The following is a 23,881-nucleotide window of genomic DNA, read 5'->3' as shown; positions in this document are numbered from 1 at the left end:
GCGGCTGAATGGAGGCATGAGCTCCTCCGAGAGCGAGCGGCCGCCAGCGGCCGGCTCGCCGGCCGAACCGGCCCCCGGCGCCCTGCCGGCCGCGGTCGCCCCGCAGCTGCGGGCGCTGCGGCGGCAGGCCTCCCTGACGCTGGAGGCCGCGGCCCGCGCCGCCGGGCTGTCGCCCGCGCATCTGTCCCGGCTGGAGACCGGCCGGCGCCAGCCCTCCCTGCCGATGCTGCTGGCACTCGCCCGCATCTACGGTACGACGGTCTCCGAACTGCTCGGCGAGACGGTCGCCGAACGGGACTCCGTCATCCGCGCCGCCGCCATGGAACCCACCGCGGCGGGCGGCTGGACCTACTGGCAGGCCGGCGCCCCCGGCCGCGGGATGCAGGCCCTGCGCGTCCACGTCCCCTTCGGCTCTCAGGGCGACATCGTGCGCGTCCACCCCGGGGAGGAGTGGCTGCACGTGCTGCGGGGCCGGCTGCGGCTGCGCCTGGCCGACACCCTGCACCGGCTGGCGCCCGGCGACAGCGCCCACTTCGACTCGCTGACCCCGCACCGCATCGCCGCCGAGGACCACGACGGCGTCGACCTGCTCTTCGTGCACACCCTGCTGCAGAGCCCCACGGCCGCCCTGTGCCTGGGCCCCAACCCTGGAGAGACGACATGAGCGACTTGGAGGAGAAGTTCCCCCGGGCCCTGTGGGTGCGCCTGCTGGTCTACCTGATCCTGGGACACGTCTTCGCCGCCTTCATCTACCTGCTGTTCGAGGTCGGGGCGAAGTAGATCGCGGCCGGGGCCGGGGTCCGGGAGGTCCTCAGTCCAGCAGCCGCTCGCGCAGCCGCTCCCGGGTCTCGGGAGCGAGCCCCAGCCCCTGCTCCAGATAGGCGTCGACCCCGCCCCAGGTCTCCTCGATCGTGTCGAAGGCGGCCGTCAGGTACTCGGCGCGCGCGTCGAACAGGGGGCTGAGCAGTTCCATGACCTCGGGGGAGTAGGCCGAGGCGTGCGAGCTGCTGCGGTGGACCTTGTAGCGGCGGTGCTTGGCGTTCGACTTCAGGTAGTCGTCGACGATCGCCTCCCGCTCGACGCCCACCGCCAGCAGCGTCACCGCCACCGACAGCCCCGCGCGGTCCTTGCCGGCCGCGCAGTGCATCAGCGCCGGGACGCTGTCCTGCGCCAGGGCGTGCAGGACCCGGGAGTGCTCGCCGGTGCGGTCCTTGACGATCGAGCGGTACGAGGCGATCATCCGGGCCGCGCCCTTGCCGTCGGCCAGGATCGCGCGCAACTGGTCCAGGTCGCCGTCGCGGACCATCGTCCAGAACTCGGCGCCGTCGGCCGGGTCGCTCAGGGGCAGGTTCACGTTGCGCACGCCCGGCAGCGTGACGTCCGGCCCCTCCAGCTTCTGGTCGGCCGCGTTGCGGAAGTCGAAGATCGTGTGCAGGCCCAGTCCGGCCAGGAAGGCGGCGTCCTCCCCGGTCGCGTGCGCGAGGTGGCCGCTGCGGAACAGCACGCCCGGGCGCACCCGCCGTCCGTCCACCGTCGGCAGTCCGCCGACGTCGCGGAAATTGCGCACTCCGGTCAGCTCGGGCTCCGTCGACGGGACCTGCTGTGTCACGAGGGCTCCTCCCCATCGGTGCCGCCGCCGCGGCTCGCCGGCGGGCACCACCCGACGATACGACATGCCTGCCTGGGGCAATCAGGTGTCCACAGCCGTCACCGGCGTCCCGGCACCCGAGGGGCGGGCGACGGGGCGGTGGCCGTCCGGGTGCCGGGATCGTCGTCCATGTTGAGCGGAAGTGGCAGTTTGGTCCGAATGAGGCGCTTCGGCCGCTTCGCCACAACGTGCCCTGGTCGGCGCCGAGATGGGGAGAGGGGGCGTGACCATCGTCATATCCGTGACGATGTGTTGTCGCCATGTGCACGTAATTCGGGCAATTATCCGGGACATTGGGAAAAGCGGAAGATCGTGGATCCACGCTCGGTGACGGCGGAGAACACCGGTGCCTCAGGGAAAACACCGTCACGCGCAACCACAGGCTTGTCCCTTCGCGTCCCGGTCGCTTACGTTCCACACCGATCCGGACGGACGCCTAATCCTGCCGCCGCCCGGTGCCCGCACCCACTGACCCGACGTACGGCAGGAGCGGGGGACCCACAGGTACGACGCCTGTTCCGGTTCCCGGAACGGCTTGGGGTTCAGTCGCGCCACGGCGCGGCCGGGCATCTCCAGCCCGCACCCGACAGCTCACCTCGCAGGCGACGGAGAGGAATTCGCCATGCCCGCGAAGGGTAAGCACCGCCGTCCCAAGACCCAGCGTTTCACCCGCTCCATCGCCGTCGCCGGCACCGGCGGCGCCGCTCTCGCGCTCCCGCTGATGGGAGCCGCCGGCGCCCACGCCGCCACCCCGCAGACGGCTCCGGACAAGGCGGTCCAGTCCGCTCCGGCCCCGGAGAAGAAGGCCGCCGAGAAGACCGCCGGTGCCCGCACGTACACCGTGAAGGCCGGCGACTACCTCGCGAGGATCGCCGCCGACCAGCACGTCAGCGGTGGCTGGAAGAAGCTGTACGCGGACAACCGCGACGCCGTCGGCGACGACCCGTCGCTGATCCACCCGGGCCTGAAGCTCTCCCTCGGCAAGAAGGCCGCCGCGAGCCAGGCCCCGGCGAAGCCCGCCCCCAAGGCCTCGGCGGAGAAGCCCGCGAAGAAGTCCGCCGCCGAGTCCTCCGCGGACACCTCCGCCAAGGCCGGCACCGCCGCGAAGCCGGCCGCCGCCGCGCCCGCCGCCCAGGGCAATGCCAGTGGCTTCTCGCTGCCGGTGGACGGCGCGTCCGTCGGCACCCCCTACCGCATGTCCGGCAGCATGTGGTCCAGCGGCTACCACACCGGTGTCGACTTCGTCGTCCCGACCGGCACCTCCCTCAAGGCCGTCGGCGCGGGCACGGTCGTCTCCGCCGGCTGGGGCGGCGCGTACGGCAACCAGGTCGTCATCAAGCTCAGCGACGGCAACTACGCCCAGTACGCCCACCTGTCGCAGCTGTCCGTCTCGGCCGGCCAGACCGTGACCGCCGGGCAGCAGATCGGCCTGTCGGGCGCGACCGGCAACGTCACCGGACCGCACCTGCACTTCGAGATCCGCACCACGCCCGACTACGGCTCGGACGTGGACCCGGTCGCCTACCTGCGCTCGCACGGCGTCTCCGTCGGCTGACCGACCGCACCCCACCTGCCTGACACGCCGCCGAAGGCCGGACCCGAACGACCGGGTCCGGCCTTCGGCGTGTGGCGAGCACCCCCAACGCCCCCGTGGACATGCGTATTCCGGAGTTGACCAACCCTTGGGGAGTGGCCTTTCTCACCGCCCGTCAAGCCCTGCCTACGGTCGCGTAGGTCACATTCGAGGGTGAATCATGAACGGCTGTGGCAGACGATTCGAAGAGTGACAGCAAAGCAGTGATCGGGTCGTACGTGGCGCTGGGGGACAGCTTCACCGAGGGCGTCGGCGACCCCGGCCCCGACGGGGCGTTCGTCGGCTGGGCCGACCGGTTCGCCGTCCTGCTCGCCGACCTGAGGCCCGAGGGCGACTTCCGGTACGCGAACCTCGCCGTGCGCGGCAAGCTCCTCGACCAGATCGTGGCGGACCAGGTGCCGCGGGCCGTCGAACTGGCCCCGGACCTCGTCTCGTTCTGCGCCGGGGGCAACGACATCATCCGGCCCGGCACCGACCCCGACGAGGTGGCCGAGCGCTTCGAGCGGGCGCTGCTGCGGCTCACCGCCGCGGCCGGCACGGTGATGGTGACGACCGGGTTCGACACCCGGGGCGTGCCCGTGCTCAAGCACCTGCGCGGCAAGATCGCCACCTACAACGGACACGTCCGGGCCATCGCCGACCGGTACGGCTGCCCGGTGCTCGACCTGTGGTCCCTGCGCAGTGTCCAGGACCGCCGGGCCTGGGACGCCGACCGGCTGCACCTGTCTCCCGAGGGGCACACACGGGTGGCGCTCCGCGCGGGCCAGGTGATGGGCCTCGACGTGCCCGCCGACCCCGAGCAGGTCTGGCCGCCGCTGCCGCCGCGCGGGGCGTTCGACATGCGGCGCGACAACGTCCAGTGGGCGCGCGAGTTCCTGGTGCCGTGGATCGGGCGCCGGCTGCGCGGGCAGTCCTCCGGCGACCACGTGACGGCCAAGGGGGCCCTGTCCCCGGACGACATCCGGATGCGGATCGCGCCCGTGGCGTGAGACCCGCGCCGGGCGGGCCGGACCGCTACCCGGCGGGCGACGCGGCCGGTTCCAGGCCCAGTTCCCGGGCCAGGGCCTCGTCCGCCCACTGCTGGGCGCGGGCCCGGGGGACCGACCCGGGGTAGGACGTCAGCTGGACGGCGAGGCCGTCGAGGAGGGCGGTGAGGCGGAAGGCGGCCCCCGGGGGATCGGGGCAGGGGAACTCGCCGGCCGCCACGCCCTCCGCGATGACCTCGGCCAGGGCGGCCTTCCACCGCCGGTCGAGATCCTCGGTGACCTCCCGCAGCGCCGGCTCGCGCAACGCGGCCGCCCAGCCCTCGATCCACAGGCGCCAGCCCTTGGCCTGGCCGGTCGGCGCGTACCACCGCACGGCCGACCGCAGCCGGCGCAGCGCCGGTGACCGGCGGCCGAGCAGCCTGCGCAGGTGCGCGAGGTCGGCCTCGGCGGCGTGCCGGAACGCGGCGGCGACCAACTGCTCCTTCGAGGAGAAGTGGTAGAGCACCAGCGCGTTGCTCACCCCGAGCGCCGAGGCCACGTCGGCGATCCTGACCGCCGCCACGCCCCGCGCCTCGATCTGCTCGATGGCGGCCCGCAACAGCTCCCCGCGCCGCTCCGCGACACTCAACCGGACTCTCGTCACACCGTCACCCTATCCACGCGGGCACGGCCCCCGGCGTACGGATCCGGCCGGTCCCGCACGTCAGCGGTGCCAGCCGAACCGGTGCGCCAGCTCCGGCAGCCGGTCCGCCGCGAGCGCGTGCGCGGCGGACCGGGGCGTGGTCCCGCCGGCCTGCGCGCGGGTCAGCGTCCGCTCCACCAGGTCGCGCATCGCACGGCGGATGTGCGCGAACGCCTCCTCGGCGTCGGGGCCGACGTCCCCGAAGAGGGTCCACCACCACCAGGCGTTCGTCCCGGAGTTGACCACGACGTCCGGCAGCACCGTCACGCCCCGCGCGGCCAGCAGGGGCTCCGCCTCCGCCGTGACGGGCATGTTGGCCGCCTCCACGACCCAGCGGGCGGTGATCCGGGCCTGGTTCTCCGCGTCGATCGCGTACGACACGGCCGCCGGCACGAGCACCTCCGCGTCGGCCGACAGCCAGGCGCCGCCGGGCAGTTCGAGGTCGCCGGGGCGCAACACCGAACGGTCGACCGTGCCGTGGGCGTCACGGGCGGCGAGCAGGGCCTCGACGTCCAGCCCCGCCGGGTTGGCGATCGTGCCCTTCAGGTCGGCGACGGCCACGACCGGCAGACCCGCGCGGGAGAGGAACCGGGCCGTGGCCCCGCCCATGGTGCCCAGCCCCTGCAACGCCACCCGGGTCCCCGCGTAGGGCACCGCGGCCCGGTCCAGCGCGGTCAGCGCCGCCTCGGCCACCCCGCAGCCGCCGACCAGCTCGTCGAGGCCGATGCCGTCCACCTCGAGGGCGAAGGCGTCCGCCAACCGGCGCCGCGCCGCCGCCTCGTCCTCCAGCAGCGGGTACACCGCCTGGATCGAGGAGACGAGACCCGCCTCGGCGGCGGCCCGGTCCACCACGTCCTGACCGAGTCCGAGGTCCTCGCCCGTCGTCCAGAAGCTCTCGATGTACGGGCGCATCGCCCGCAGGTACCGCACCAGGAGCGGGTACGCCTCCGGGTCCCGCGGGTCGCAGTCGATGCCGCCCTTGGCGCCGCCGAGCGGGACGTAGCGGCCCGCGGGGTCGTAGTGCAGGGCCTCCTTCAGCGTCATGCCGCGGGCCAGACCCGTCACCTCGTCCAGGGTGCAGCCGGGCCGCATCCGCAGGCCGCCGCTGGCGACACCGCGCACCAGCCGGTCGACGACCAGGAAGCCCTGCCGGCCGGTGAGGTGATCGGTCCAGGTGAGGGACATCCAGGGACTGGCCATATGGGCTCCTTCGCCACCGGGCTACTGAATCGCCGGTCAGTATCCCCCCTCGCGGGGCGCCGGTGCACGGGTGGGGCCGGAGGGGCCGACCATAATGGAAAGCCTGACCGACTCCACCTGGAGGTACCGTGGCCGGTTTCCGTACCCTGAGCTCCGGGCTCCGCGCGCTGCGCCCCGGGGCGTTCGGCGCGGACCCGAGCGGTGAGCGCATGGCGCGCATCCGCCGATCGCCCCACTTCGCGGACGGGGTCTTCCAGAACCCCGGCGGCCCCGCGCGGACCCGGCCCTCGGGCTCCACCCTGGACTTCGCGAAGGTCTTCTTCGACAAGGAGACCCGCCCGCGGCGCACCCCGCAGGGCGCCGTGCCGGTGCACTCCACCACGCTCGCGGACATCGCCCGGCCCTCGGCCACCGGCCTGCGGCTGACCTGGACGGGGCACTCCAGCGTCCTCGCGGAGATCGACGGCCGGCGGGTCCTGTTCGACCCGGTGTGGGGCGAGCGCTGCTCGCCGTTCCCCTTCGCCGGCCCCAAGCGGCTGCATCCCGTCCCGCTGCCGCTCGCCGCGCTCGGACCCGTCGACGTGGTGGTCATCTCGCACGACCACTACGACCACCTCGACATGCCCACCATCAAGGCGCTGGCCGGCACGGACACGCTCTTCGCGGTCCCGCTCGGGGTCGGCGCCCACCTGGAGCGCTGGGGCGTGGCGCCCGGCCGGCTGCGCGAGCTGGACTGGCACGAGTCGACCGAGGTCGGCGGTCTCACCCTCACCGCCACCCCCGCCCGGCACTTCTGCGGCCGCGGCCTGCGCAACACCCAGCACACCCTGTGGGCCTCCTGGGTCGTCCAGGGCGAGGAGCACCGGATCTACCACAGCGGGGACACCGGCTACTTCGACGGCTTCAAGGAGATCGGTTCCGCGCACGGCCCGTTCGACGCCACCATGATCCAGATCGGCGCCTACTCCGACTTCTGGCCGGACATCCACATGACCCCGGAGGAGGGCATGCGCGCCCACCTGGACCTCCAGGGCGGGCCGGACCACGGCCTGATGCTGCCGATCCACTGGGCGACCTTCAACCTGGCCACGCATCCGTGGGCGGAGCCGGGCGAAGGGACGCTGCGGGCCGCCCGCGCCGTGGGGGCCCGGATCGCCCTGCCCCACCCGGGCGAGCCGTTCGAGCCGACGGCCGAGTCCGTCCCCTCGGAGCCGTGGTGGCGCGGGGTGGCGCTCGCCCCGTCGGGCCGCCGGCCGGCGGCCGTCGAGGCCGTCACCGACAGCACGATCAAGACGGTGTCCGACCGGGCAGCCGTGGCCCAGGCCGATACCGTGAGTGACGGTGACCGGAAGGCCGGTACGGGCACCGAGGGCGCCGAGTCGCTCCCGGCGGGCTGAGCAGGGGCGCACGAACGATGGACGGCGAGGGCCGGGGAGCGGATGGCTCCCCGTCCCTCGCCGTCTTCGTGTGACCGTCCCTGAGCAGGTCGGATCGTGCTGTTGCCGTTCCTGAACGAAATCCTGAGGGGGTTATCGGTCTGTCGTACGAGCCCTCATACCAGAGCGGGACGCTCTCCGTATGAGTTTGTCAACTGCCCACCGCACATGATGCGCTGACGACTACTGTCAGTGGCCGTCGGGAAACGGACGGACCAAGGAGCGGGGGCCGGCACGTGCAGGCGCAAGGCGGACGAGGGAGTCGACGCGGCGGGGACCCCCGCTGCCCGCGCACCACCGACGCCGGCGCCGCCGCGGGCCCCGGCCCGGGACGCCACGCCAACCCGGACCGGAACGCGGCCGGGCGGCCGCGGAGCGAGGCTGCCGACACCCGCGGCGCACGGCAGCGACCACGCGAAGCCGGGCGCATCACCCCGGGCGCCCCGGCGCGCCAGCGGCCACGCGAACCCCGGCGCACCACCGCGAGCGCCCCTGGCCCCGACGCCCGACGGACCAGCACGAGGACACCGATGTCACACCTCCGGCCACCGGCCGTACGCGCAGACCGCCGTGAGGGCGGGCGGCACGGGCGGCCCGCCTCCCGCCCCGCACCCGCGCTGCCCGAGACCCACATACGGTCCCAGTTGCTGCGCATCGCCGTGCTGCCGCCGGTCGCCGTCGCCCTCAGCGGCTGCGCGGCCGTCCTCTTCACCGTCCGCTCCACCGGCGCACGCCCCGGGCTCACCTTGTGGGCCGTGCTCGCCGGCGCGCTGTCGGTGACCCTCGTCGCCCTCGTCGTGGCCGCGGTGGCCGCCGGCCGCGCCGCCCGGTCCGTGCACGACCGCGTCGGCGTCCTGCGCCGCGCCACGGCACGGCGCGAGGCCGACCTGCGGGCCCTGGTGGAGGCGCTGCGCCGCGGCGACGGACCGCCGCAGGCCGGGGCGCGGGACCACAGCGGCGGCCCCGGCACGGACGCCGACGACCTCGACCTGCTCAGCGCCGATCTGACCCGGGCTCACGACAGTGCGGTCACTGCCGTCGTCCAAGCCTCCCAGCTCTCCAGCCAGGCGGGCAGCGAGCAGAAGCTCGAGGTGTTCGTGAACCTCGCCCGGCGGCTGCAGTCGCTGGTCCACCGCGAGATCTCCCTCCTCGACGAGCTGGAGAACGAGATGGAGGACCCCGACCTGCTCAAGGGGCTCTTCCACGTCGACCACCTCGCCACCCGCATCCGCCGTCACGCCGAGAACCTCGCGGTGCTCGGCGGGGCCGTCTCCCGGCGGCAGTGGAGCAACCCCGTCGACATGACCGAGGTGCTGCGGTCGGCCATCGCCGAGGTCGAGCAGTACTCCCGGGTCAAACTCGTCCCGCCGATCGACGGGCAGCTGCACGGGCACGCCGTCGCCGACGTCATCCACCTGCTGGCCGAACTCGTCGAGAACGCCACGGTGTTCTCCGCCCCGCACACCCAGGTCCTGCTGCGCGCCAACCTGGTCACGTCCGGGCTCGCCGTCGAGGTCGAGGACCGCGGCCTCGGCATGCCCGTCGAGGAGCAGACGCGGATGAACGCGCTGCTCGCCGACCCGGACCAGGTGAACGTCGCACGGCTCCTCGCGGACGGCCGCATCGGCCTGTTCGTCGTCTCGCAACTCGCCCGGCGGCACGGCATCACCGTCCGCCTCCAGTCCAACATCTACGGCGGCGTCCAGGCCGTGCTCGTGGTGCCGCAGGCGCTGCTCGGGGTGGAGGCCGGGGCGCCGGAGGCCGGTGCGGGTGCGGAGCCGCAGGGTGGGGTCGTGACGGGTGCGGTGGCGACGGGCGGGCAGCCCTCCCCGCTCCCGCAGCTGCCGCGGACCGGGCAGTCCGGGCAGTCCGGGCAGTCAGATCATGCCGATCACGCCGGGCAGGCCAATCAGGCCGGGCAGTACCGACAGGTCGGTGGGAGCGGGCCGGGCGGGGAGAGCGGGCAGGGGGAGAGGCACGCGGCGAACGGCCGCTCCGCGGCATCCGTTCCGGCCCCGACGGGTGCCGGTGGCGGTGCCGACGCCGCCCCCGACAGGGGCGGTCAGCCGGCCCGTCCGCCCGCGGGCGCCCCCGCACCCCTGCCGGTACGCGGCGCCCGCCGTGAGCGGCCCACCCCGGCCGAGGCAGCACCCGGTATCAGTCCGGATGCCCGGTCCGTGCTGGCCGCGCACGGCTCCGCACCCCCCGTCCCCCGCAACGGCGCCGTACGCGGCACCATGGGCAAGCCCCAACTGCCCCGCCGCCGCGCCCAGGAGCACATCGCACCGCAGTTGCGCGACGGTCCCGCGCCGCGGCAGGACCCCGAGTTCCTCGTGGGGCACGACCCGGGCCTGATGGCCGCGTTCCAGCGCGGCATCAGCCTCGCCGAGGCGCAACAGAGCCTGGAGGCAGGGGACATGGCGTGGGGGGACACGGTGCCGGCCCACATGGAGTCCGCGCACCCGGCCCCGCCCCACAGCGCCCGGCCCCCCATGGACCCTGCGCACACAGCCTCGGCCTCCATGGACCCTACGCACACAGCCCCGGCCCCCGTGCACCCGCCGCACACAGCCCCGGCCCTCATGGACCCCGCGCACATGACGGCGACGCACAGGGACTCGGCACCCGGGGACTCCGCGCTGAGAGGACTCAGTCCTCTGCGGCCGGTGCGGTCCCAGCCGCTGACCACCGAGGTGTCCCCGGCCGCCCCGGCCCCTGGGCCGCGGCCCGACCACACGACCACCGACCGGCGGGACGGGAGCGCCCCCGCCGGATGACCACCCCCCCTCCCACCCCCACCCCTGCCCCCACCCCCAGCGCTCCCGCAGACCTTCGCACCCCAAGGAGTCGATCCACCATGGCGAGCGACGCGCCGACCGCCCACGTATCCGACCTCGACTGGCTGATGAGCGGGCTCGTGCAGCGCGTACCGCACACGAGCGCCGCGGTGCTGCTGTCCTGCGACGGGCTCGTGAAGTCCGTGCACGGCCTGGACCCGGACAGCGCCGACCACATGGCCGCCCTGGCCTCCGGCCTGTACTCGCTGGGCCGCAGCGCCGGGGTCCGCTTCGGCGACGGCGGCGACGTCCGCCAGGTCGTCGTCGAACTGGCCTCGACCCTGCTGTTCGTGACCACCGCCGGGTCCGGCACCTGCCTCGCCGTGCTCGCCGGCCGCGAGGCCGACGCGGCCGTGCTCGGCTACGAGATGGCCATGCTGGTCAAGAGCGTCCGCCCCTACCTGGTGACCGCGCCCCGGCAGCAGTCCGTCGAATCCCCGGCGATGAGGCCTTGAGCGTGACGGCGGCCGGTGACGGGCCCTGGCTCGACGACGCGGCCGGGCGCCTCGTGCGCCCGTTCACGGTCAGCAACGGCCGGACCCGTCCCACCGTCGCGCTCGACCTCGTGTCCCAGGTGATGGCCACCGGGGCGACCCCCCTCGGCTACCTCGGCCCCGAGCACACCCAGGCGCTGGAACGGTGCCGGGTGCCCGTCGCGGTCGCCGAGGTGGCCGCCCACCTGAAACTGCCGGTGGCCGTCACCAAGGTGCTGCTGGCCGACCTCGTCGACTGCGGGGCGTTGACGACCAAGCCCCCCGCGTTCCACCACAACCCGACGGACCGGGCTCTTCTGGAGGCAGTGCTCGATGGACTACGACGACAGCTCTGACTACGCCGGCGGACCCGGCCACGGCGCCGATCCCTTCCCCACCGCGCTGAAGATCCTGGTGGCGGGCGGGTTCGGCGTGGGCAAGACCACCTTCGTCGGCGCGGTCAGCGAGATCGCGCCGCTCAGCACCGAGGAGCTGCTCACCACCGTCAGCGCCACCACCGACAACCTCGACGGCATCGAGAACAAGCTCGAGACGACCGTGGCGATGGACTTCGGCCGCATCACACTCGACGCGGAGCACGTGCTGTACCTGTTCGGCACCCCGGGCCAGGAGCGCTTCTGGTTCATGTGGGACGAGCTGTGCGAGGGCGCGCTGGGCGCGGTGATCCTCGCCGACACCCGCCGCCTCCAGGAGTGCTTCGCCGCCGTCGACTTCTTCGAACAGCGCGGGCTCGGCTTCATCGTCGCCGTCAACGAGTTCGACGGCGCCCACCGCTACGACCCCGAGGAGGTCCGGGGCGCCCTCGACCTGCCCGCGGACATCCCGGTCGTCCGCTGCGACGCCCGGATCTCCAGCTCCGGGGTGCAGACCCTGCTCACCCTGGTGCGCCACCTCATCGCCCACACACCCGCCCCCACCACGGGGTACAGCGCCCACATGTGACCGACCGACACCGCCACGGAGTGCCTCCATGACGCCTGCCCACAGCCCCGGACCACGCCCATGACCTACGACCCGCCGCGCCCGGCCGGTCGTCTCCTGCTCACCCCCGAGGACACAGAGGCCCCCGCCCGCGCTCGCCGACTGCGCGGGATGGGCCTCGGGGACCACCCCGAACCCGCCCTCGACGCGTTCGCCCAGCGCCTCGCCGACGTCACCGGGGCGCCGTACGCGATGGTCAACTTCCCGGGCGAGCAGGGGCAGTTCTACGCGGGCCTGGCCGTCCCGCCCGTCCCGCCGGCCGTGCGGAGCGACGGCACCGGTCCGCGCCTGGGCCGTGTGCTGCCCCGCGACCACGGCTTCTGCCCCCATGTGGTGGCGCGCCGCAAGGCCCTGGCCCTGGAGGACGTCCGCGACTACCCGCGCTTCGCGGGCAACCCGGTGGTCGACGAGTTCGGCATCCGCTCCTACCTCGGGGCGCCGCTGCTGGACGGCTCCGGGGTGGTGCTGGGCACCGTCAGCGTCGCCGACGTCCAGCCGCGGCCGTGGGGCAGACCCGGCCTGACGGCGATCAAGGAACACGCCGCGCTGCTCTCCGCCGAGCTGGAGCGCCGCGAGGGTCTGCCGCCGCACTGAGCCCGCCGGCACCGGCCGCCGCCGGGGCGTGAAGCAAAGCTGAGGCGGCGCTTAAGAAATCCTCGATGGACCGGGTGCGCCGTCGTACGGCAGATTGCTGTGCGATCCCACTCCTCTCCCGGCCCAGGGGTTCCTTCGGCATGCCCGGAGCCGGGACTCACCCCCTGGAGCCGTAGCGGTGAAGGCGCTGGTCAAACAGAAGGCGGAGCCCGGCCTGTGGCTGGCGGACGTACCCGAGCCGGTCATCGGCCCCGGGGACGTCCTGATCAAGGTGCTGCGCACCGGCATCTGCGGCACCGACCTGCACATCCGCGCCTGGGACGGCTGGGCCCAGCAGGCCATCAGCACCCCGCTCGTGGTCGGGCACGAGTTCGTCGGCGAGGTCGTCGAGACCGGCCGCGATGTCACCGAGGTCTCCGTCGGCGACCGGGTCAGCGGCGAGGGCCACCTGGTGTGCGGCAAGTGCCGCAACTGCCTCGCGGGCCGCCGTCACCTGTGCCGGGCCACCGTGGGACTGGGGGTCGGCCGGGACGGCGCGTTCGCCGAGTACGTGGCCCTGCCCGCCGGGAACGTCTGGGTGCACCGGGTGCCCGTCGACCTCGACGTGGCCGCCATCTTCGACCCCTTCGGCAACGCCGTGCACACCGCGCTGTCCTTCCCGCTCGTCGGCGAGGACGTCCTGGTCACCGGCGCGGGCCCGATCGGCCTGATGGCCGCAGCCGTGGCCCGGCACGCGGGAGCGCGCAACGTCGTGATCACCGACGTCAGCGAGGAGCGGCTGGAACTCGCCCGCAAGATCGGCGTCAGTCTCGCGCTGAACGTCTCCGGGGCCACCATCGCCGACGGGCAGCGCACGCTCGGACTGCGCGAGGGCTTCGACATCGGCCTGGAGATGTCCGGCCGCCCCGAGGCGATGCGCGACATGATCGCCAACATGACGCACGGCGGCCGGATCGCGATGCTCGGCCTGCCCGCCGAGGAGTTCCCCGTCGACTGGGCCCGCGTCGTCACCTCGATGATCACCATCAAGGGCATCTACGGCCGCGAGATGTTCGAGACCTGGTACGCCATGTCCGTCCTGCTCGAAGCCGGCCTGGACCTCGCGCCCGTCATCACCGGCCGCTACGGCCACCGCGACTACGAAGCGGCGTTCGAGGACGCGGCGAGCGGCCGCGGCGGCAAGGTCATCCTCGACTGGACCGCGTAACCCCCTCCCTCCGCGAGCACCTTAGGAGCTTCCCCGATGTTCGACTCCGTGCGCGACGACCTGCGCGCCACCCTCGACGAGATCCGGGCCGCCGGACTGCACAAGCCCGAGCGCGTCATCGGCACCCCGCAGTCCGCCACCGTGAACGTCACCGCGGGCGGCCGCCCCGGCGAGGTCCTCAACTTCTGCGCCAACAACTACCTCGGCCTGGCCGACCACCCCGAGGTCGTCGCCGCCGCCCACGAGGCCCTGGACCGCTGGGGCTATGGCATGGCCTCCGTCCGCTTCATCTGCGGCACGCAGGAGGTGCACAAGGAGCTGGAGGCGAGGCTGTCGGCGTTCCTCGGCCAGGAGGACACGATCCTGTACTCCTCCTGCTTCGACGCCAACGGCGGTGTCTTCGAGACGCTGCTCGGCCCGGAGGACGCGGTCATCTCCGACGCGCTGAACCACGCGTCGATCATCGACGGCATCCGGCTGTCCAAGGCCCGCCGCCTGCGCTACGCCAACCGCGACCTGGCCGAACTGGAGGCCCGCCTGAAGGAGGCCTCCGACGCGCGCCGCCGCCTCATCGTCACCGACGGCGTCTTCTCCATGGACGGCTACGTCGCCCCGCTGCGCGAGATCTGCGACCTGGCCGACCGCTACGACGCGATGGTCATGGTCGACGACTCCCACGCGGTCGGCTTCGTCGGCCCCGGCGGCCGCGGCACGCCCGAGCTGCACGGCGTCATGGACCGCGTCGACATCATCACCGGCACCCTCGGCAAGGCCCTCGGCGGCGCCTCCGGGGGCTATGTCGCCGCCCGCGCCGAGATCGTCGCCCTGCTGCGCCAGCGCTCGCGGCCGTACCTGTTCTCCAACACCCTCGCCCCGGTGATCGCGGCCGCCTCCCTGAAGGTGCTCGACCTGCTGGAGTCCGCGGACGACCTGCGCGTGCGGCTGGCGGAGAACACGGCCCTCTTCCGCGGCCGGATGACCGAGGAGGGCTTCGACGTCCTGCCCGGTGACCACGCCATCGCGCCGGTCATGATCGGCGACGCGGCGGTCGCCGGACGCATGGCCGAACTGCTGCTGGAGCGCGGGGTGTACGTGATCGGCTTCTCGTACCCGGTCGTGCCGCAAGGCCAGGCCCGGATCCGGGTCCAGCTGTCGGCGGCGCACTCCACGGACGACGTGGACCGCGCCGTGGACGCCTTCGTGGCGGCCCGGGCGGAGCTGGAGGCCGAAAACAGCCGGTGACCTGAGAGAATCGGTCGCATGATCGAGGCGCGGCGGCTCCACATCCTCCGTGCGGTGGCCGACCACCGCACCGTGACGGCGGCTGCCGCCGCGCTGTACCTCACCCCTTCGGCCGTGTCCCAGCAGCTGGCCGCGCTGGAGCAGGAGACCGGCCACCGGCTGGTCGAGCGCGGCGCCAAGGGCGTGCGGCTCACCCCGGCCGGCGAGATCCTGCTCAGCCACACCAACGTGGTCCTCGCCCAGCTGGAGCGGGCCGAGGCCGAGCTGGCCGCCTACGGCTCGGGGGAGGCGGGGACGGTCACCGTCGCCGCCTTCGCCACCGGCATCGCCCTGGTGGTGGCGCCCGCGGTCGCCCGGCTCGCTGAGTCGGCGCCGGGCATCCGCATCCGCGTCCAGGACGCGGAGGGCGACGCCAGCCTGCCCATGGTGCTGGACCGGCAGGTGGACGTGGCCGTGGCCGTCGAGTACCGGGGCGCCCCGCCCGCCGACGATCCGCGCCTGGCGCACGTGCCGCTGTACGCGGAGCCCTTCGACGCGGTCGTGCCCGTCAGCCACCGGCTGGCCGGGGCGGCGGAGGTGCCGCTCGCCGAACTGGGCAAGGACCCCTGGATCGGCCCCTACCCGGGCAACCCCTGTCACGACGTGGTGGTCCTGGCCTGCGAGAACGCCGGATTCCAGCCCCGTATGGAGCACTCCTCCGACGACTTCCGCGCGGTTGTCGCACTCGCTTCGGCCGACGTGGGGGTGGCGCTCGTGCCGCGCTCGGCGCTGCGCGGTATGGACCTCACCGGGGTGGTCGTCCGTCCCGTCGACGGCACCGCCCCGACCCGGCGGGTCTTCGCCGCCGTACGCCGTGGGGCCGAGGAGCACCCGCTGATCCGCCCGGTGCTGGAGGCGCTGAGCGCGGCGGCCCAGGCGCAGCCGCTGCCAGTGTGAGGACTCCGTAACCCGGCTGTCTCACATCAGGGATACCGTCCCGGATATGAGAAACGACGACGACGCGGACCCCGTGGACGTGCGGCTGGGCGCGCGCCTGGCCGAGCTGCGGGCCGCACAGGGCTGGTCCCTGGGCGAACTGGCCGAGCGCAGCGGCGTCAGCCGGTCCACCCTGTCCCGGGCCGAGCGCGCCGAGACCAGCCCCACGGCCGCCCTGCTCAACCGCCTGTGCGCCGTCTACGGGCGGACCATGTCGCAGCTGCTCAGCGAGGTCGAGGCAGAACCCGCACCCGTGGTCCGCGCCGGGGCCCAGCCCGTCTGGCAGGACCGGGCCTCCGGCTTCGTCCGGCGGGCCGTCTCGCCCCCGCACCCGGCACTGCGCGGCGAACTCGTCGAGGGCCGCCTCGCCGCCGGCTCCGACCTCGCCTACGACCGTCCCCCGGTGGCTGGGCTGGAGCAGCACGTCTGGGTCCTGGACGGCACCCTGGACGTCACCGTGGAGGGCGCCGAGCACCACCTGGCCACCGGTGACTGCCTGCGGATGCGGGTGTGGGGACCGACCAGGTTCCGGTGCACCGCACCCGGCGGGGTGCGCTACCTGCTGGCGGTGGTGCGGCCGTGAGGCGTCTGGACGCGACCGGGGTGCGCCGGCACGCGGGAGGGCTGGCGGACCTGCTGGCGGACACCGTGCGCGGCGGGGCGTCGATCGGGTTCCTCGCCCCGCTCGGCCGCGCCGAGGCCCTCGCCTGGTGGGGCGAGCGGGCCGCCGACGTGGCGGCGGGCCGGCTCGCCGTCTGGACGGTGCACGACGGCGGCCGGGTGCTCGGCACCGTGAGCCTCGCCTTCGCCGCCAAGCCCAACAGTCGCCACCGGGCCGAACTCGTCAAGCTGATGGTGCACCGCGAGGCGCGCGGACGGGGGCTGGGACGCCGGCTCCTGGCCACCGCCGAGACCGCCGCCGTCGCCGCCGGAGTCACGCTCCTGCACCTGGACACCGAGACCGGCAGTCCCGCCGAGCGGCTGTACCGCTCCGCGGGCTGGACCCCGGCGGGCACGGTCCCCGACTACGCGGCGAGCCCCGAGGGCGTGCTGCGGCCGACGACGATCTACTACAAGCGGCTCACGGCCCCCACGCCCACCGGCTGACTGTCAGTGCCGGCCGCTACGGTGCCTGCCATGCCGGATGCCGAAGACGTACGACGGATCGCCCTGTCCCTGCCGGACACGACGGAGAAGGCCGCCTGGAACATGCCCACGTTCCGGGTCGCGGGCAAGATGTTCGCCACCCTGCCCGAGGAGGAGACCTCGATCGCCGTGCGCTGCCCCAAGGAGGAGCGGGACGAACTGGTGCTCGCCGAGCCGGACAAGTTCTGGATCGCCGACCACGAGTCGTCGTTCGCCTGGGTGCGGGCCCGGCTCGACGCGCTGGAGGGCGAGGAGGAACTGCGGGACATCCTGGCCGACTCCTGGCGCCAGGCCGCCCCCACCCGGCTCCTGGAGGCCCACCCCCGGCTCGGTCTCCCGGCGGGAGGATGACCGCCTCGGGGCTCACGCGGCGGCGGCCGCTCCGGTGAAGGCCGCGATGCGCTCCCTGAGCGAGGCCGCGTCCAGGCCGTGCGCGGCGACGTGCTCCTCCAGCCGCCCGTACCGCCGCAGTTCACGGCGTCCCACCCCCAGTCCCAGCACCCGGTGCGGCACCGCCGACAGCGCGTCGTTCACGGCAGCCGACGACGTGCCCGCCAGGTAGGGCTCCACCAGGACGACATCCGTCCCGGCCGCCTCCGTGGCCCGGCGCAGGGCGGCCGCGTCGAAGGGGCGGACGGTGATCGCGTACAGCACGGTCACGTCGAGGCCCTCGGTGGCGGCGAGCACCGCGTCGAGCATCGGCCCGACGGCGACCACGACACCGCGGCGGCCCTCGCGGACGGTCAGGAGGCGCGCCCCGTCGACGGGCAGGGCCCGCTCGCCGGACTGCACCGACAGCCGCACGTAGACCTTGTCGTCGCCCGCGGCGACGGCGTGCCGCAGCAGCGTCTCGGCCTCGTCGGGGTGGCCCGGCACATGGACGGTCCAGCCGTCGAGGGTGTCGAGCAGCGCCACGTCGCCCGGCGCCATGTGCGTGTAGCCGCCGGCGGGCCAGTCGTACGAGGCGGCCGCGCTCACCAGGACCGCGCCCGCGTCCTGATGCCCGAGATCCAGTTTGACCTGCTCGAAGGGCCGCTCCACGAGGAAGCTTGCGAAGGTGTGCACCACGGGGCGCAGCCCGGTCAGCGCGAGGCCCGCGGCCGCGCCGATCAGCAGCTGCTCGCGGATGCCGACGTTGATCACCCGGCCGGGGTGGCGCCGGGCGGCCTCCTCGAAGCCGCTCACACCGATCTCGGCGAGGACCACGGCGACCCGGGGGTCCTCCTCGAGCAGCCGGGAGACGACAGGGGCGAAGCGGTCACGCATGGTGTCCATGGGGTCGGGGTTCCCTTTCGGAGAGGTCGGGGCGGCGTCGGCCGCCCGGGTGGACGGACGGCCGGATCAGCCGGTCTTCGGCTCGACCCGGGCCACGACCGCGTGCGGACGGCCCGGGTGCGGCGCGGTGAACGCGGCGTGCAGGGCCTCGTGGTCGCGCCCGTCGACGGTCAGCGCGGACCAGCCGGCCGCCTCGAAGCGGGCGGCGATCCCGCCCGGCCGCGCGTAGGTCGCCGAGGCGTTGTCGACGACGACGGTGTGCAGTCGCTCCAGGCCGGCGGGACCGGCGAAGGCGATCGCCTCGTGGTTGCTGCCCTCGTCCAGCTCGGCGTCGCCCACGAGCGTCCACACCCGCGGCGCGTCCAGCCCCTGCGCGCGCAGCCCCAGCGCGGTGCCGACGGCGATCGGCAGCCCGTGTCCCAGTGAGCCGCTGCCGATCTCGGCTCCCGGCACCAGGGTGCGGTCGGGGTGGTGGCCGAGCGGGGAGTGGTAGGAGCCGAAGTCCGCCAGCCACTCCACTGGCAGGAAGCCCCGGGCGGCCAGCACGGCGTAGTACGCCATCGGCCCGTGGCCCTTCGACAGCAGGAACCGGTCCCGCTCCGGGTCCGAGATCCGCTGCGGGTCGACCCGCAGCACCCGGTCGTAGAGCACCCACAGCACGTCCAGGGTCGAGGTGGCGGCCGGTCCGTGCTTCTCGTCGCCGGTCATCAGGGCCATCAGCCCCGGCAGGTCGGCGTAGCCGTACGGAGAGGTCCGTGTCGCGTGTGTCATGTCCCCGAGCGTGCAACCTCGAGCAAGGTCGAGGTCAAGCGGCGGGACGACGAAAACGGGTGCGCGATCACCGGCGCGAGTGCGGTATGGTTTCCCTGCGCGTTCGGCCGGGGGAAACCCCAGGTCAGACGGGCAACGGGACGTGGCGCAGCTTGGTAGCGCACTTGACTGGGGGTCAAGGGGTCGCAGGTTCAAATCCTGTCGTCCCGACAGCATCGACCAGCGGGTCAGCCGGCATCGGCTGACCCGCTGGTCGTCGTGCGGGTGGCCGCCGCCAGGCCGCGGCGGCCACGCGCGAGGTCAGATCACGCAGCCCGCGTGGGACAGCGCCTGCTTCAGCAGCACCCCGTGGCCGCCCGGCATCTCGCTCTGCACCGCCGGCGACAGCGCCTCCTGCGGGCTGAACCACACCAGGTCCAGCGCGTCCTGCCGGGGCCGGCAGTCGCCCGTCACCGGCACGATGTACGCGAGGGACACCGCATGCTGACGCGGGTCGTGGTACGGCGTGATGCCGTGCGTCGGGAAGTACTCCGCGACCGTGAACGGCTGGAGCGAGGCCGGGACGCGGGGCAGGGCGACCGGACCGAGGTCCTTCTCCAGGTGCCGCAGCAGCGCGTCGCGGACCCGCTCGTGGTGCAGCACGCGGCCGGAGACCAGCGTCCGGCTGACCGTTCCGTCGGGCCCTATGCGCAGCAGCAGGCCGACACTGGTCACTTCGCCGCTGTCGTCGACACGCACGGGCACGGCCTCGACGTACAGGATCGGCATGCGGGCGCGCGCCATCTCCAGCTCGTCGGAGGACAGCCAGCCGGGCGTGGTTTCGGTCATGTCAGACATCGCTTGATCATACTTTCAGCCGTTCGGACTTCCTGGGGAGCAGCTCCCAGAGAACTGTGACCGTCCACACCCCCGTTCAATCGTCCTTCGGCTGTCGGCGGAGCCGCCGGCCGCGCGGCGGTCCGCCACGGGCGTCAGGGTTTGACGGCCACCGCGCCGTACTGCGGCACCAGCACGGCCGCGCCGGGGTCGGCCCGCCACTGCCCGCACGACACCAGCCCCGGCTCCAGCAGGTCCAGACCCTCGAAGAACGCGGCGATGTCCGCGCCGCTGCGCGCGGTGATCGGGGGAGTGGCGTTCTCGTTCCAGAACTCCATCGCCGGGATCTGGCCGGCGCCGCCGAGCTCCTCGTCGAACGTCGGGTGGGTCAGCACCAGGTGACTGCCGGAGGGCACGGCGGCCATCACCCGGCGCACGATCTCGCGGGCCTTGTCGACGTCCAGGACGAAGTTGAGGATCCCCAGCATCATCACGGCGACCGGCCGCGTGAAGTCGAGGGTGTCCGCCGCCCGTTCGACGATGGCCTGCGGGTCGTGCACGTCGGCGTCGATGTACGCGGTGACGCCCTCCCGCGTGCCGGTGAGCAGCGTCCGGGCGTGCACCAGCACGATGGGGTCGTTGTCGACGTAGACGATGCGGGAGTCCGGGGCGATCCGCTGGGCGATCTCATGGGTGTTGTCCGCGGTCGGCAGACCCGTGCCGATGTCGAGGTACTGCCGTACCCCGGCCTCGCCGGCCAGGAACGACACGGCGCGGCCCAGGAAGTCCCGGTCCGCCCGGGCGATGTCCCGGATGATCGGGAACATGCCGGCGACGTGCTCGCCGACCTGCTGGTCGACCTCGTAGTTGTCCTTGCCGCCGATCCAGTAGTTCCACACGCGCGCGTTGTGCGCCACACCGGTGTTCAGCCGCGCCGATCCTCCCGAAGGGGTGTGGCCATCACTCACGACTCGTCCTCTCCTCGCACGAACGACCGATCGGTCATGGCCGCCATTGTGCCGCGCCGATGATCACGGTGTCCCGAGAATCGGCGCAGCGGGCGGTGCCGAGGGAGGGGGTGGCCGGGGGGAGGCTAGTCCGTGGGGCTCGCGGCGGGCGACTTGCCGGCCAGGACGTCCTCCAGGCGCTGGGTGCCCTGCTCGACGGCCTGCTTGGTGGAGTCGTTCTCGTCCCCGTCGAGACCGCCCGCGGTGACGGTGATCGCGTCGTCGCCCACGCGTACGGCGGCGACGTCCAGGGTGAGGGTGGCGGGCTCGCCCCCGCTGTCGCCCTGCACGGTCACGCGCAGCCCCTGCCGGGCGTCGCCGACGCCGGGCAGCGAGGTCTCGACGACCTGGACGGTGCGCTTGTCGCCGCCGTCGGTGACGGTGAACTGGTCGCACGTGTCCGGCAGGGTCGACATCCACGTCAGGGAGTCCTGCGGGTCGGTGCGGTCGTAGGACGCGACCTGGTACAGCAGGCGGGAGTCGCCCTGCGTGAAGCCGCGCAGGGCGGAGGCGCCCGAGGGCCTGCCGAGCAGGTCGTCGTCGAAGAGGGAGTCCATCAGGCGCTGGCAGTCGGCTGCCTGGTTCTTGCCGCTGACGAAGTCGTTGACGTCGACCTTGCCGATGAGCAGGTTGTCGTGCCAGTTCTCCGCCTCGGTGTCCTTGACCTGGGTCCAGTCGTCCTCGATGTCCGCCTCGGTGATCAGCGCGGTGCGGGCTCCGTCGGTGCTGAGGGTGGCGGTGGGGGAGGGGGTCTGCCGCTCCCCGGCGACCTGCGAGGCCCGGACCCCGGTGACCCGTGTGCCGCCGTCCGTGTCCCCGCCGTCCGAGCAGGCGGCGGTGGCCAGCAGGGTGCCTGCCGCCAGGGCGATGGTCAGGGTGCGGGCGAGCCGGGGCGATCGACGGGTCATGGCGGGTGCCTCCTGGGGACGTGGCGCGTGTCCCCAGCGCACCACCGGCACCTGCGGCCCACCAGCGGCGTCGGACCGTTCGGGTGAGCGGGACGGCCGGGCTCCCGCGGCAGCGAGCCGCCGCGACGGGAGCGGGCCGGGAACCGCCCGTCCGGGCGGGGGGGCCTCGCGGCGGGGGCGGAGGGTTCAGTCGCCGAGGGCGTCCGCCGCCACGTCCTTGCCGACCGCCGCGCGGACCAGCGCGGCGGCGAGGACGTCCGCGCCGGTGTTCCCGGCCAGGGCGACGAGGCGCTCGGAGTCCAGCGGCAGACCCAGCCGTTCGGCGCCCTGGAGGGCCTTGGGGTCCAGGAAGGGGGCGAGTTCCGACCAGACGCCCTGTGCCTCCCGCAGGAAGATGTCCGCCCCGGCCGGTCCCATGCCAGGGAACTCCTGCAGCAGGCGCCGCAGTTCGGCGACCTCGCCGTCGGCCTCCCGGCGCAGCTTCCGCAGGTCCCCGCCCCACCGGTCGTTCAGCAGCTCGGCGGCGTCGCCGAGCTGGGTGGCGGTGCGCTCGTCGTAGCGCCGGTAGCCGCCCCGGCCGAGCGCGTCCACGCGCTGCTGCCAGGAGGCCGCCGACATCCGGCGCGGGTCGCGCAGCCCCGCCTCGTGCAGGGCACGGGCGGTGGCCGTCGCGACCGACGCGCGGATGCGGGCGCTGAGCAGGTGGGACAGCACCAGCAGCCGGTACAGCGGCTGGGGCGTGTCCCGCAGCCGGATCCCCGCCTCGTCGGCGTAGGTCCGGCCGTGGGCGTCGAGCAGCCGGCGCAGGACGCGCTCCTGCCGCTCCACGGCTCACGCCCTCGACGGGTCGTGGCCGAGCGTCATCAGCCGGTGGCGGCGGCGGGTGTCGCCCTCCGTCGCCTCGGGCTCGGGCTCGTTCTCCGGATCGGTCTGCTCGTCGACCGTGTCGACGACCTTCCGCATCACCCGCAGGTCGTCCTCGGTCAGGTCCGTGCGCCGTTTCTGCAGGATCGCCAGGACGTGCTGCCCGGTGTCGGTGCCCGCCTGCTCGGGCAGCGGCTCGGTGTCCTCGCCGGCGTCCCGGACCCGCAGCCAGGCGGTGAGTTCCTGCGAGGTCATGTTGACGGCGCGGTGGAAGTCCTCCCACAGCGCGTCGAGTTCGAGGGCGTCGGTCATCGTCTGCCCCTTCCGTGCCTGTGTCGGTGCCTGCTCGGGGCTTCGTGCGCGTCCGGGCGGGCTCAGCTCTCGCCCGGGACGTTCTCCGCGACGAACATCCAGCGCTGCTTCTCCAGTTCCGCGGTGACGGCGATGAGCAGGTCCTGGGTGACCGGGTCGGCCTTCTCGGTCGTGTCGATGCGCTCGCGCAGCCGGGTGACGGCGTCCTGCAGCGCGTCGACCATGACCTGCACGGCGTCCGCGTCGCGCACCCAGCCCTCCTGCGGGGCCGGCAGCGTGAACGCCTTCGCGACCGTCTCCGGGCGGCCGTCCGGCGGCACCCCGAGGGCGGCGGAGCGTTCGGCCACCGTGTCGGCGAAGTTCCGTGCGGCCGTGACCAGTTCGTCGAGCTGGAGGTGGACGGAACGGAACCGCGGTCCGACGATGTTCCAGTGCGCCTGCTTCCCGATCAGTGACAGACCGAGCAGATCCACCAGGGTGTCCTGGAGGGCTTCGCAGGAGACCCGGCGGGCCTCGTCGGGCAGGGTGCTCCTGACAGGGGTCATGGGGTGCTTCTCCTTCTCAGGTCGTTCGCGTCGAACTTGTCGTTCGCGTCGTACCCGTCGTTCGGGTCGTACTCGTCGTTCGGGTCGTCCGGAGCAGTGCGTCCCGCTCCTCCTCGCAGGGGCCGCCCCACACGCCCGAGGCCCGGCCGTTGCTCAGCGCATAGGTCAGGCAGGCGTCGGCGACTCGGCAGCGCGCGCAGACGCGCGTGGCGGCCGACACGTCCCGGAGGGCGGGTCCGGCGGTGCCCACGGGAAAGAACAGCTCGGGGTCCTCGTCCACGCAGGCGGCGCTCCGCAACCACTCCATGGACGCGCGGGTGCCCCGGGCACACCGGTGCAAACGCGGATACGGAAGGCGGGG

The 23,881-nt window shown here is 73.7% G+C and carries 28 protein-coding genes, 1 tRNA gene and 1 riboswitch; of the genes, 17 read left to right on the top strand and 12 right to left on the bottom strand.

Annotation, left to right across the window (positions count from 1 at the left end; genetic code table 11):
• Nucleotides 1-16 precede the first annotated feature (16 nt).
• Both ACH4C6_RS08845 and ACH4C6_RS08840 read left to right on the top strand, forming a co-directional pair.
• Nucleotides 17-664 carry a helix-turn-helix domain-containing protein gene (locus ACH4C6_RS08845; protein WP_398107812.1) on the top strand — a complete coding sequence of 216 codons (648 nt, stop codon included), beginning with the start codon at nt 17-19 and terminating at the stop codon, nt 662-664.
• Nucleotides 661-780, top strand: coding sequence for a DUF6126 family protein (locus tag ACH4C6_RS08840; protein ID WP_369194832.1), 120 nt, complete (start codon nt 661-663; stop codon nt 778-780). Before ACH4C6_RS08845 ends, ACH4C6_RS08840 begins: the two co-directional genes overlap by 4 nt.
• Nucleotides 781-811: 31 nt before the next feature.
• On the opposite strand, the gene ACH4C6_RS08835 is transcribed toward ACH4C6_RS08840, so the two are convergent.
• A complete protein-coding gene (locus ACH4C6_RS08835) occupies nt 812-1,609 on the bottom strand; it encodes a tyrosine-protein phosphatase (protein ID WP_398107811.1) in 798 nt (265 codons plus the stop codon).
• A gap of 495 nt (nt 1,610-2,104) precedes the next feature.
• Nucleotides 2,105-2,266, top strand: a riboswitch (cyclic di-AMP (ydaO/yuaA leader).
• A gap of 4 nt (nt 2,267-2,270) precedes the next feature.
• On the opposite strand from ACH4C6_RS08835, the gene ACH4C6_RS08830 reads away from it, so the two are divergent.
• The gene (locus ACH4C6_RS08830; RefSeq protein WP_398107810.1) at nt 2,271-3,203 is read left to right on the top strand and encodes a peptidoglycan DD-metalloendopeptidase family protein; all 933 of its coding nucleotides are present in this window, start codon (nt 2,271-2,273) and stop codon (nt 3,201-3,203) included.
• 242 nt (nt 3,204-3,445) lie between these two features.
• Nucleotides 3,446-4,231, top strand: coding sequence for an SGNH/GDSL hydrolase family protein (locus tag ACH4C6_RS08825; RefSeq protein WP_398107942.1), 786 nt, complete (start codon nt 3,446-3,448; stop codon nt 4,229-4,231).
• Nucleotides 4,232-4,256: 25 nt separating this feature from the next.
• Here the strand turns inward: ACH4C6_RS08825 and ACH4C6_RS08820 are convergent, their stop codons facing one another.
• Nucleotides 4,257-4,871 carry a TetR/AcrR family transcriptional regulator gene (locus ACH4C6_RS08820; protein WP_398107809.1) on the bottom strand — a complete coding sequence of 205 codons (615 nt, stop codon included), beginning with the start codon at nt 4,869-4,871 and terminating at the stop codon, nt 4,257-4,259.
• Nucleotides 4,872-4,931: 60 nt separating this feature from the next.
• Nucleotides 4,932-6,110, bottom strand: coding sequence for a Glu/Leu/Phe/Val dehydrogenase dimerization domain-containing protein (locus tag ACH4C6_RS08815; RefSeq protein ID WP_398107808.1), 1,179 nt, complete (start codon nt 6,108-6,110; stop codon nt 4,932-4,934).
• Nucleotides 6,111-6,238: 128 nt separating this feature from the next.
• On the opposite strand from ACH4C6_RS08815, the gene ACH4C6_RS08810 reads away from it, so the two are divergent.
• The 12 genes from ACH4C6_RS08810 (at nt 6,239) to ACH4C6_RS08755 (ending at nt 17,373) form a co-directional block, all read left to right on the top strand.
• Nucleotides 6,239-7,507, top strand: coding sequence for an MBL fold metallo-hydrolase (locus tag ACH4C6_RS08810; protein WP_398107807.1), 1,269 nt, complete (start codon nt 6,239-6,241; stop codon nt 7,505-7,507).
• A gap of 569 nt (nt 7,508-8,076) precedes the next feature.
• Nucleotides 8,077-10,323, top strand: coding sequence for a sensor histidine kinase (locus ACH4C6_RS08805; RefSeq protein ID WP_398107806.1), 2,247 nt, complete (start codon nt 8,077-8,079; stop codon nt 10,321-10,323).
• A gap of 80 nt (nt 10,324-10,403) precedes the next feature.
• Nucleotides 10,404-10,838, top strand: coding sequence for a roadblock/LC7 domain-containing protein (locus ACH4C6_RS08800; RefSeq protein ID WP_086564018.1), 435 nt, complete (start codon nt 10,404-10,406; stop codon nt 10,836-10,838).
• A 2-nt stretch (nt 10,839-10,840) separates the two neighbouring features.
• Nucleotides 10,841-11,212, top strand: coding sequence for a DUF742 domain-containing protein (locus tag ACH4C6_RS08795; protein WP_333935161.1), 372 nt, complete (start codon nt 10,841-10,843; stop codon nt 11,210-11,212).
• Entirely contained in the window at nt 11,190-11,819 is a 630-nt protein-coding gene (locus ACH4C6_RS08790; RefSeq protein WP_398107805.1) for a GTP-binding protein, read from the top strand. Before ACH4C6_RS08795 ends, ACH4C6_RS08790 begins: the two co-directional genes overlap by 23 nt.
• A 60-nt stretch (nt 11,820-11,879) precedes the next feature.
• A complete protein-coding gene (locus ACH4C6_RS08785; RefSeq protein WP_398107804.1) occupies nt 11,880-12,452 on the top strand; it encodes a GAF domain-containing protein in 573 nt (190 codons plus the stop codon).
• A 178-nt stretch (nt 12,453-12,630) separates the two neighbouring features.
• Complete coding sequence (tdh, locus tag ACH4C6_RS08780) at nt 12,631-13,659, top strand: L-threonine 3-dehydrogenase (protein WP_398107803.1); 1,029 nt, start codon at nt 12,631-12,633, stop codon at nt 13,657-13,659.
• Between the two features lie 36 nt (nt 13,660-13,695).
• Nucleotides 13,696-14,901, top strand: coding sequence for a glycine C-acetyltransferase (locus ACH4C6_RS08775; RefSeq protein WP_398107802.1), 1,206 nt, complete (start codon nt 13,696-13,698; stop codon nt 14,899-14,901).
• A gap of 18 nt (nt 14,902-14,919) precedes the next feature.
• Nucleotides 14,920-15,837 (top strand): LysR family transcriptional regulator, encoded by a 918-nt coding sequence (locus ACH4C6_RS08770; protein ID WP_398107801.1) that lies wholly within the window; start codon nt 14,920-14,922, stop codon nt 15,835-15,837.
• A 46-nt stretch (nt 15,838-15,883) separates the two neighbouring features.
• Nucleotides 15,884-16,459, top strand: coding sequence for a helix-turn-helix domain-containing protein (locus ACH4C6_RS08765; protein ID WP_398107800.1), 576 nt, complete (start codon nt 15,884-15,886; stop codon nt 16,457-16,459).
• The gene (locus ACH4C6_RS08760; RefSeq protein WP_398107799.1) at nt 16,456-16,983 is read left to right on the top strand and encodes a GNAT family N-acetyltransferase; all 528 of its coding nucleotides are present in this window, start codon (nt 16,456-16,458) and stop codon (nt 16,981-16,983) included. Before ACH4C6_RS08765 ends, ACH4C6_RS08760 begins: the two co-directional genes overlap by 4 nt.
• A gap of 30 nt (nt 16,984-17,013) precedes the next feature.
• Nucleotides 17,014-17,373 carry an MmcQ/YjbR family DNA-binding protein gene (locus ACH4C6_RS08755; protein WP_398107798.1) on the top strand — a complete coding sequence of 120 codons (360 nt, stop codon included), beginning with the start codon at nt 17,014-17,016 and terminating at the stop codon, nt 17,371-17,373.
• Nucleotides 17,374-17,385: 12 nt separating this feature from the next.
• Here the strand turns inward: ACH4C6_RS08755 and ACH4C6_RS08750 are convergent, their stop codons facing one another.
• Nucleotides 17,386-18,297, bottom strand: coding sequence for a transketolase family protein (locus ACH4C6_RS08750; RefSeq protein WP_398107797.1), 912 nt, complete (start codon nt 18,295-18,297; stop codon nt 17,386-17,388).
• Nucleotides 18,298-18,363: 66 nt separating this feature from the next.
• Nucleotides 18,364-19,068, bottom strand: a complete 705-nt coding sequence (locus ACH4C6_RS08745) for a transketolase (protein ID WP_398107796.1) — start codon at nt 19,066-19,068, stop codon at nt 18,364-18,366.
• A 136-nt stretch (nt 19,069-19,204) separates the two neighbouring features.
• On the opposite strand from ACH4C6_RS08745, the gene ACH4C6_RS08740 reads away from it, so the two are divergent.
• Nucleotides 19,205-19,278: transfer RNA gene (locus ACH4C6_RS08740), tRNA-Pro, on the top strand.
• 90 nt (nt 19,279-19,368) lie between these two features.
• Here the strand turns inward: ACH4C6_RS08740 and ACH4C6_RS08735 are convergent.
• The 7 genes from ACH4C6_RS08735 to ACH4C6_RS08705 all read right to left on the bottom strand — a co-directional run bounded on the left by ACH4C6_RS08735 (nt 19,369) and on the right by ACH4C6_RS08705 (nt 23,827).
• Nucleotides 19,369-19,896 (bottom strand): NUDIX hydrolase family protein, encoded by a 528-nt coding sequence (locus tag ACH4C6_RS08735; protein ID WP_398107941.1) that lies wholly within the window; start codon nt 19,894-19,896, stop codon nt 19,369-19,371.
• 143 nt (nt 19,897-20,039) lie between these two features.
• A complete protein-coding gene (locus tag ACH4C6_RS08730; protein ID WP_398107795.1) occupies nt 20,040-20,852 on the bottom strand; it encodes an SAM-dependent methyltransferase in 813 nt (270 codons plus the stop codon).
• A gap of 125 nt (nt 20,853-20,977) precedes the next feature.
• A complete protein-coding gene (locus tag ACH4C6_RS08725) occupies nt 20,978-21,799 on the bottom strand; it encodes a hypothetical protein (protein ID WP_398107794.1) in 822 nt (273 codons plus the stop codon).
• Nucleotides 21,800-21,985: 186 nt separating this feature from the next.
• Nucleotides 21,986-22,627, bottom strand: a complete 642-nt coding sequence (locus ACH4C6_RS08720; protein ID WP_398107793.1) for an endonuclease — start codon at nt 22,625-22,627, stop codon at nt 21,986-21,988.
• Between the two features lie 3 nt (nt 22,628-22,630).
• Nucleotides 22,631-22,975, bottom strand: a complete 345-nt coding sequence (locus ACH4C6_RS08715; protein ID WP_398107792.1) for a DUF3140 domain-containing protein — start codon at nt 22,973-22,975, stop codon at nt 22,631-22,633.
• A 62-nt stretch (nt 22,976-23,037) separates the two neighbouring features.
• The gene (locus tag ACH4C6_RS08710) at nt 23,038-23,520 is read right to left on the bottom strand and encodes a Dps family protein (protein ID WP_398107791.1); all 483 of its coding nucleotides are present in this window, start codon (nt 23,518-23,520) and stop codon (nt 23,038-23,040) included.
• Nucleotides 23,521-23,536: 16 nt separating this feature from the next.
• Nucleotides 23,537-23,827: a WhiB family transcriptional regulator gene (locus ACH4C6_RS08705; protein WP_398107790.1), complete on the bottom strand. Its 291-nt coding sequence runs from the start codon at nt 23,825-23,827 to the stop codon at nt 23,537-23,539.
• Nucleotides 23,828-23,881: the final 54 nt, after the last annotated feature.

Source organism: Streptomyces sp. NPDC017943 (genome assembly GCF_044328425.1).
In the GTDB taxonomy this organism is placed as follows: Bacteria; Actinomycetota; Actinomycetes; order Streptomycetales; family Streptomycetaceae; genus Streptomyces; species Streptomyces djakartensis_A.
The sequence above is the reverse complement of the archived record's forward strand: the minus strand, read 5'-3'. Positions and strand labels throughout refer to the sequence as shown.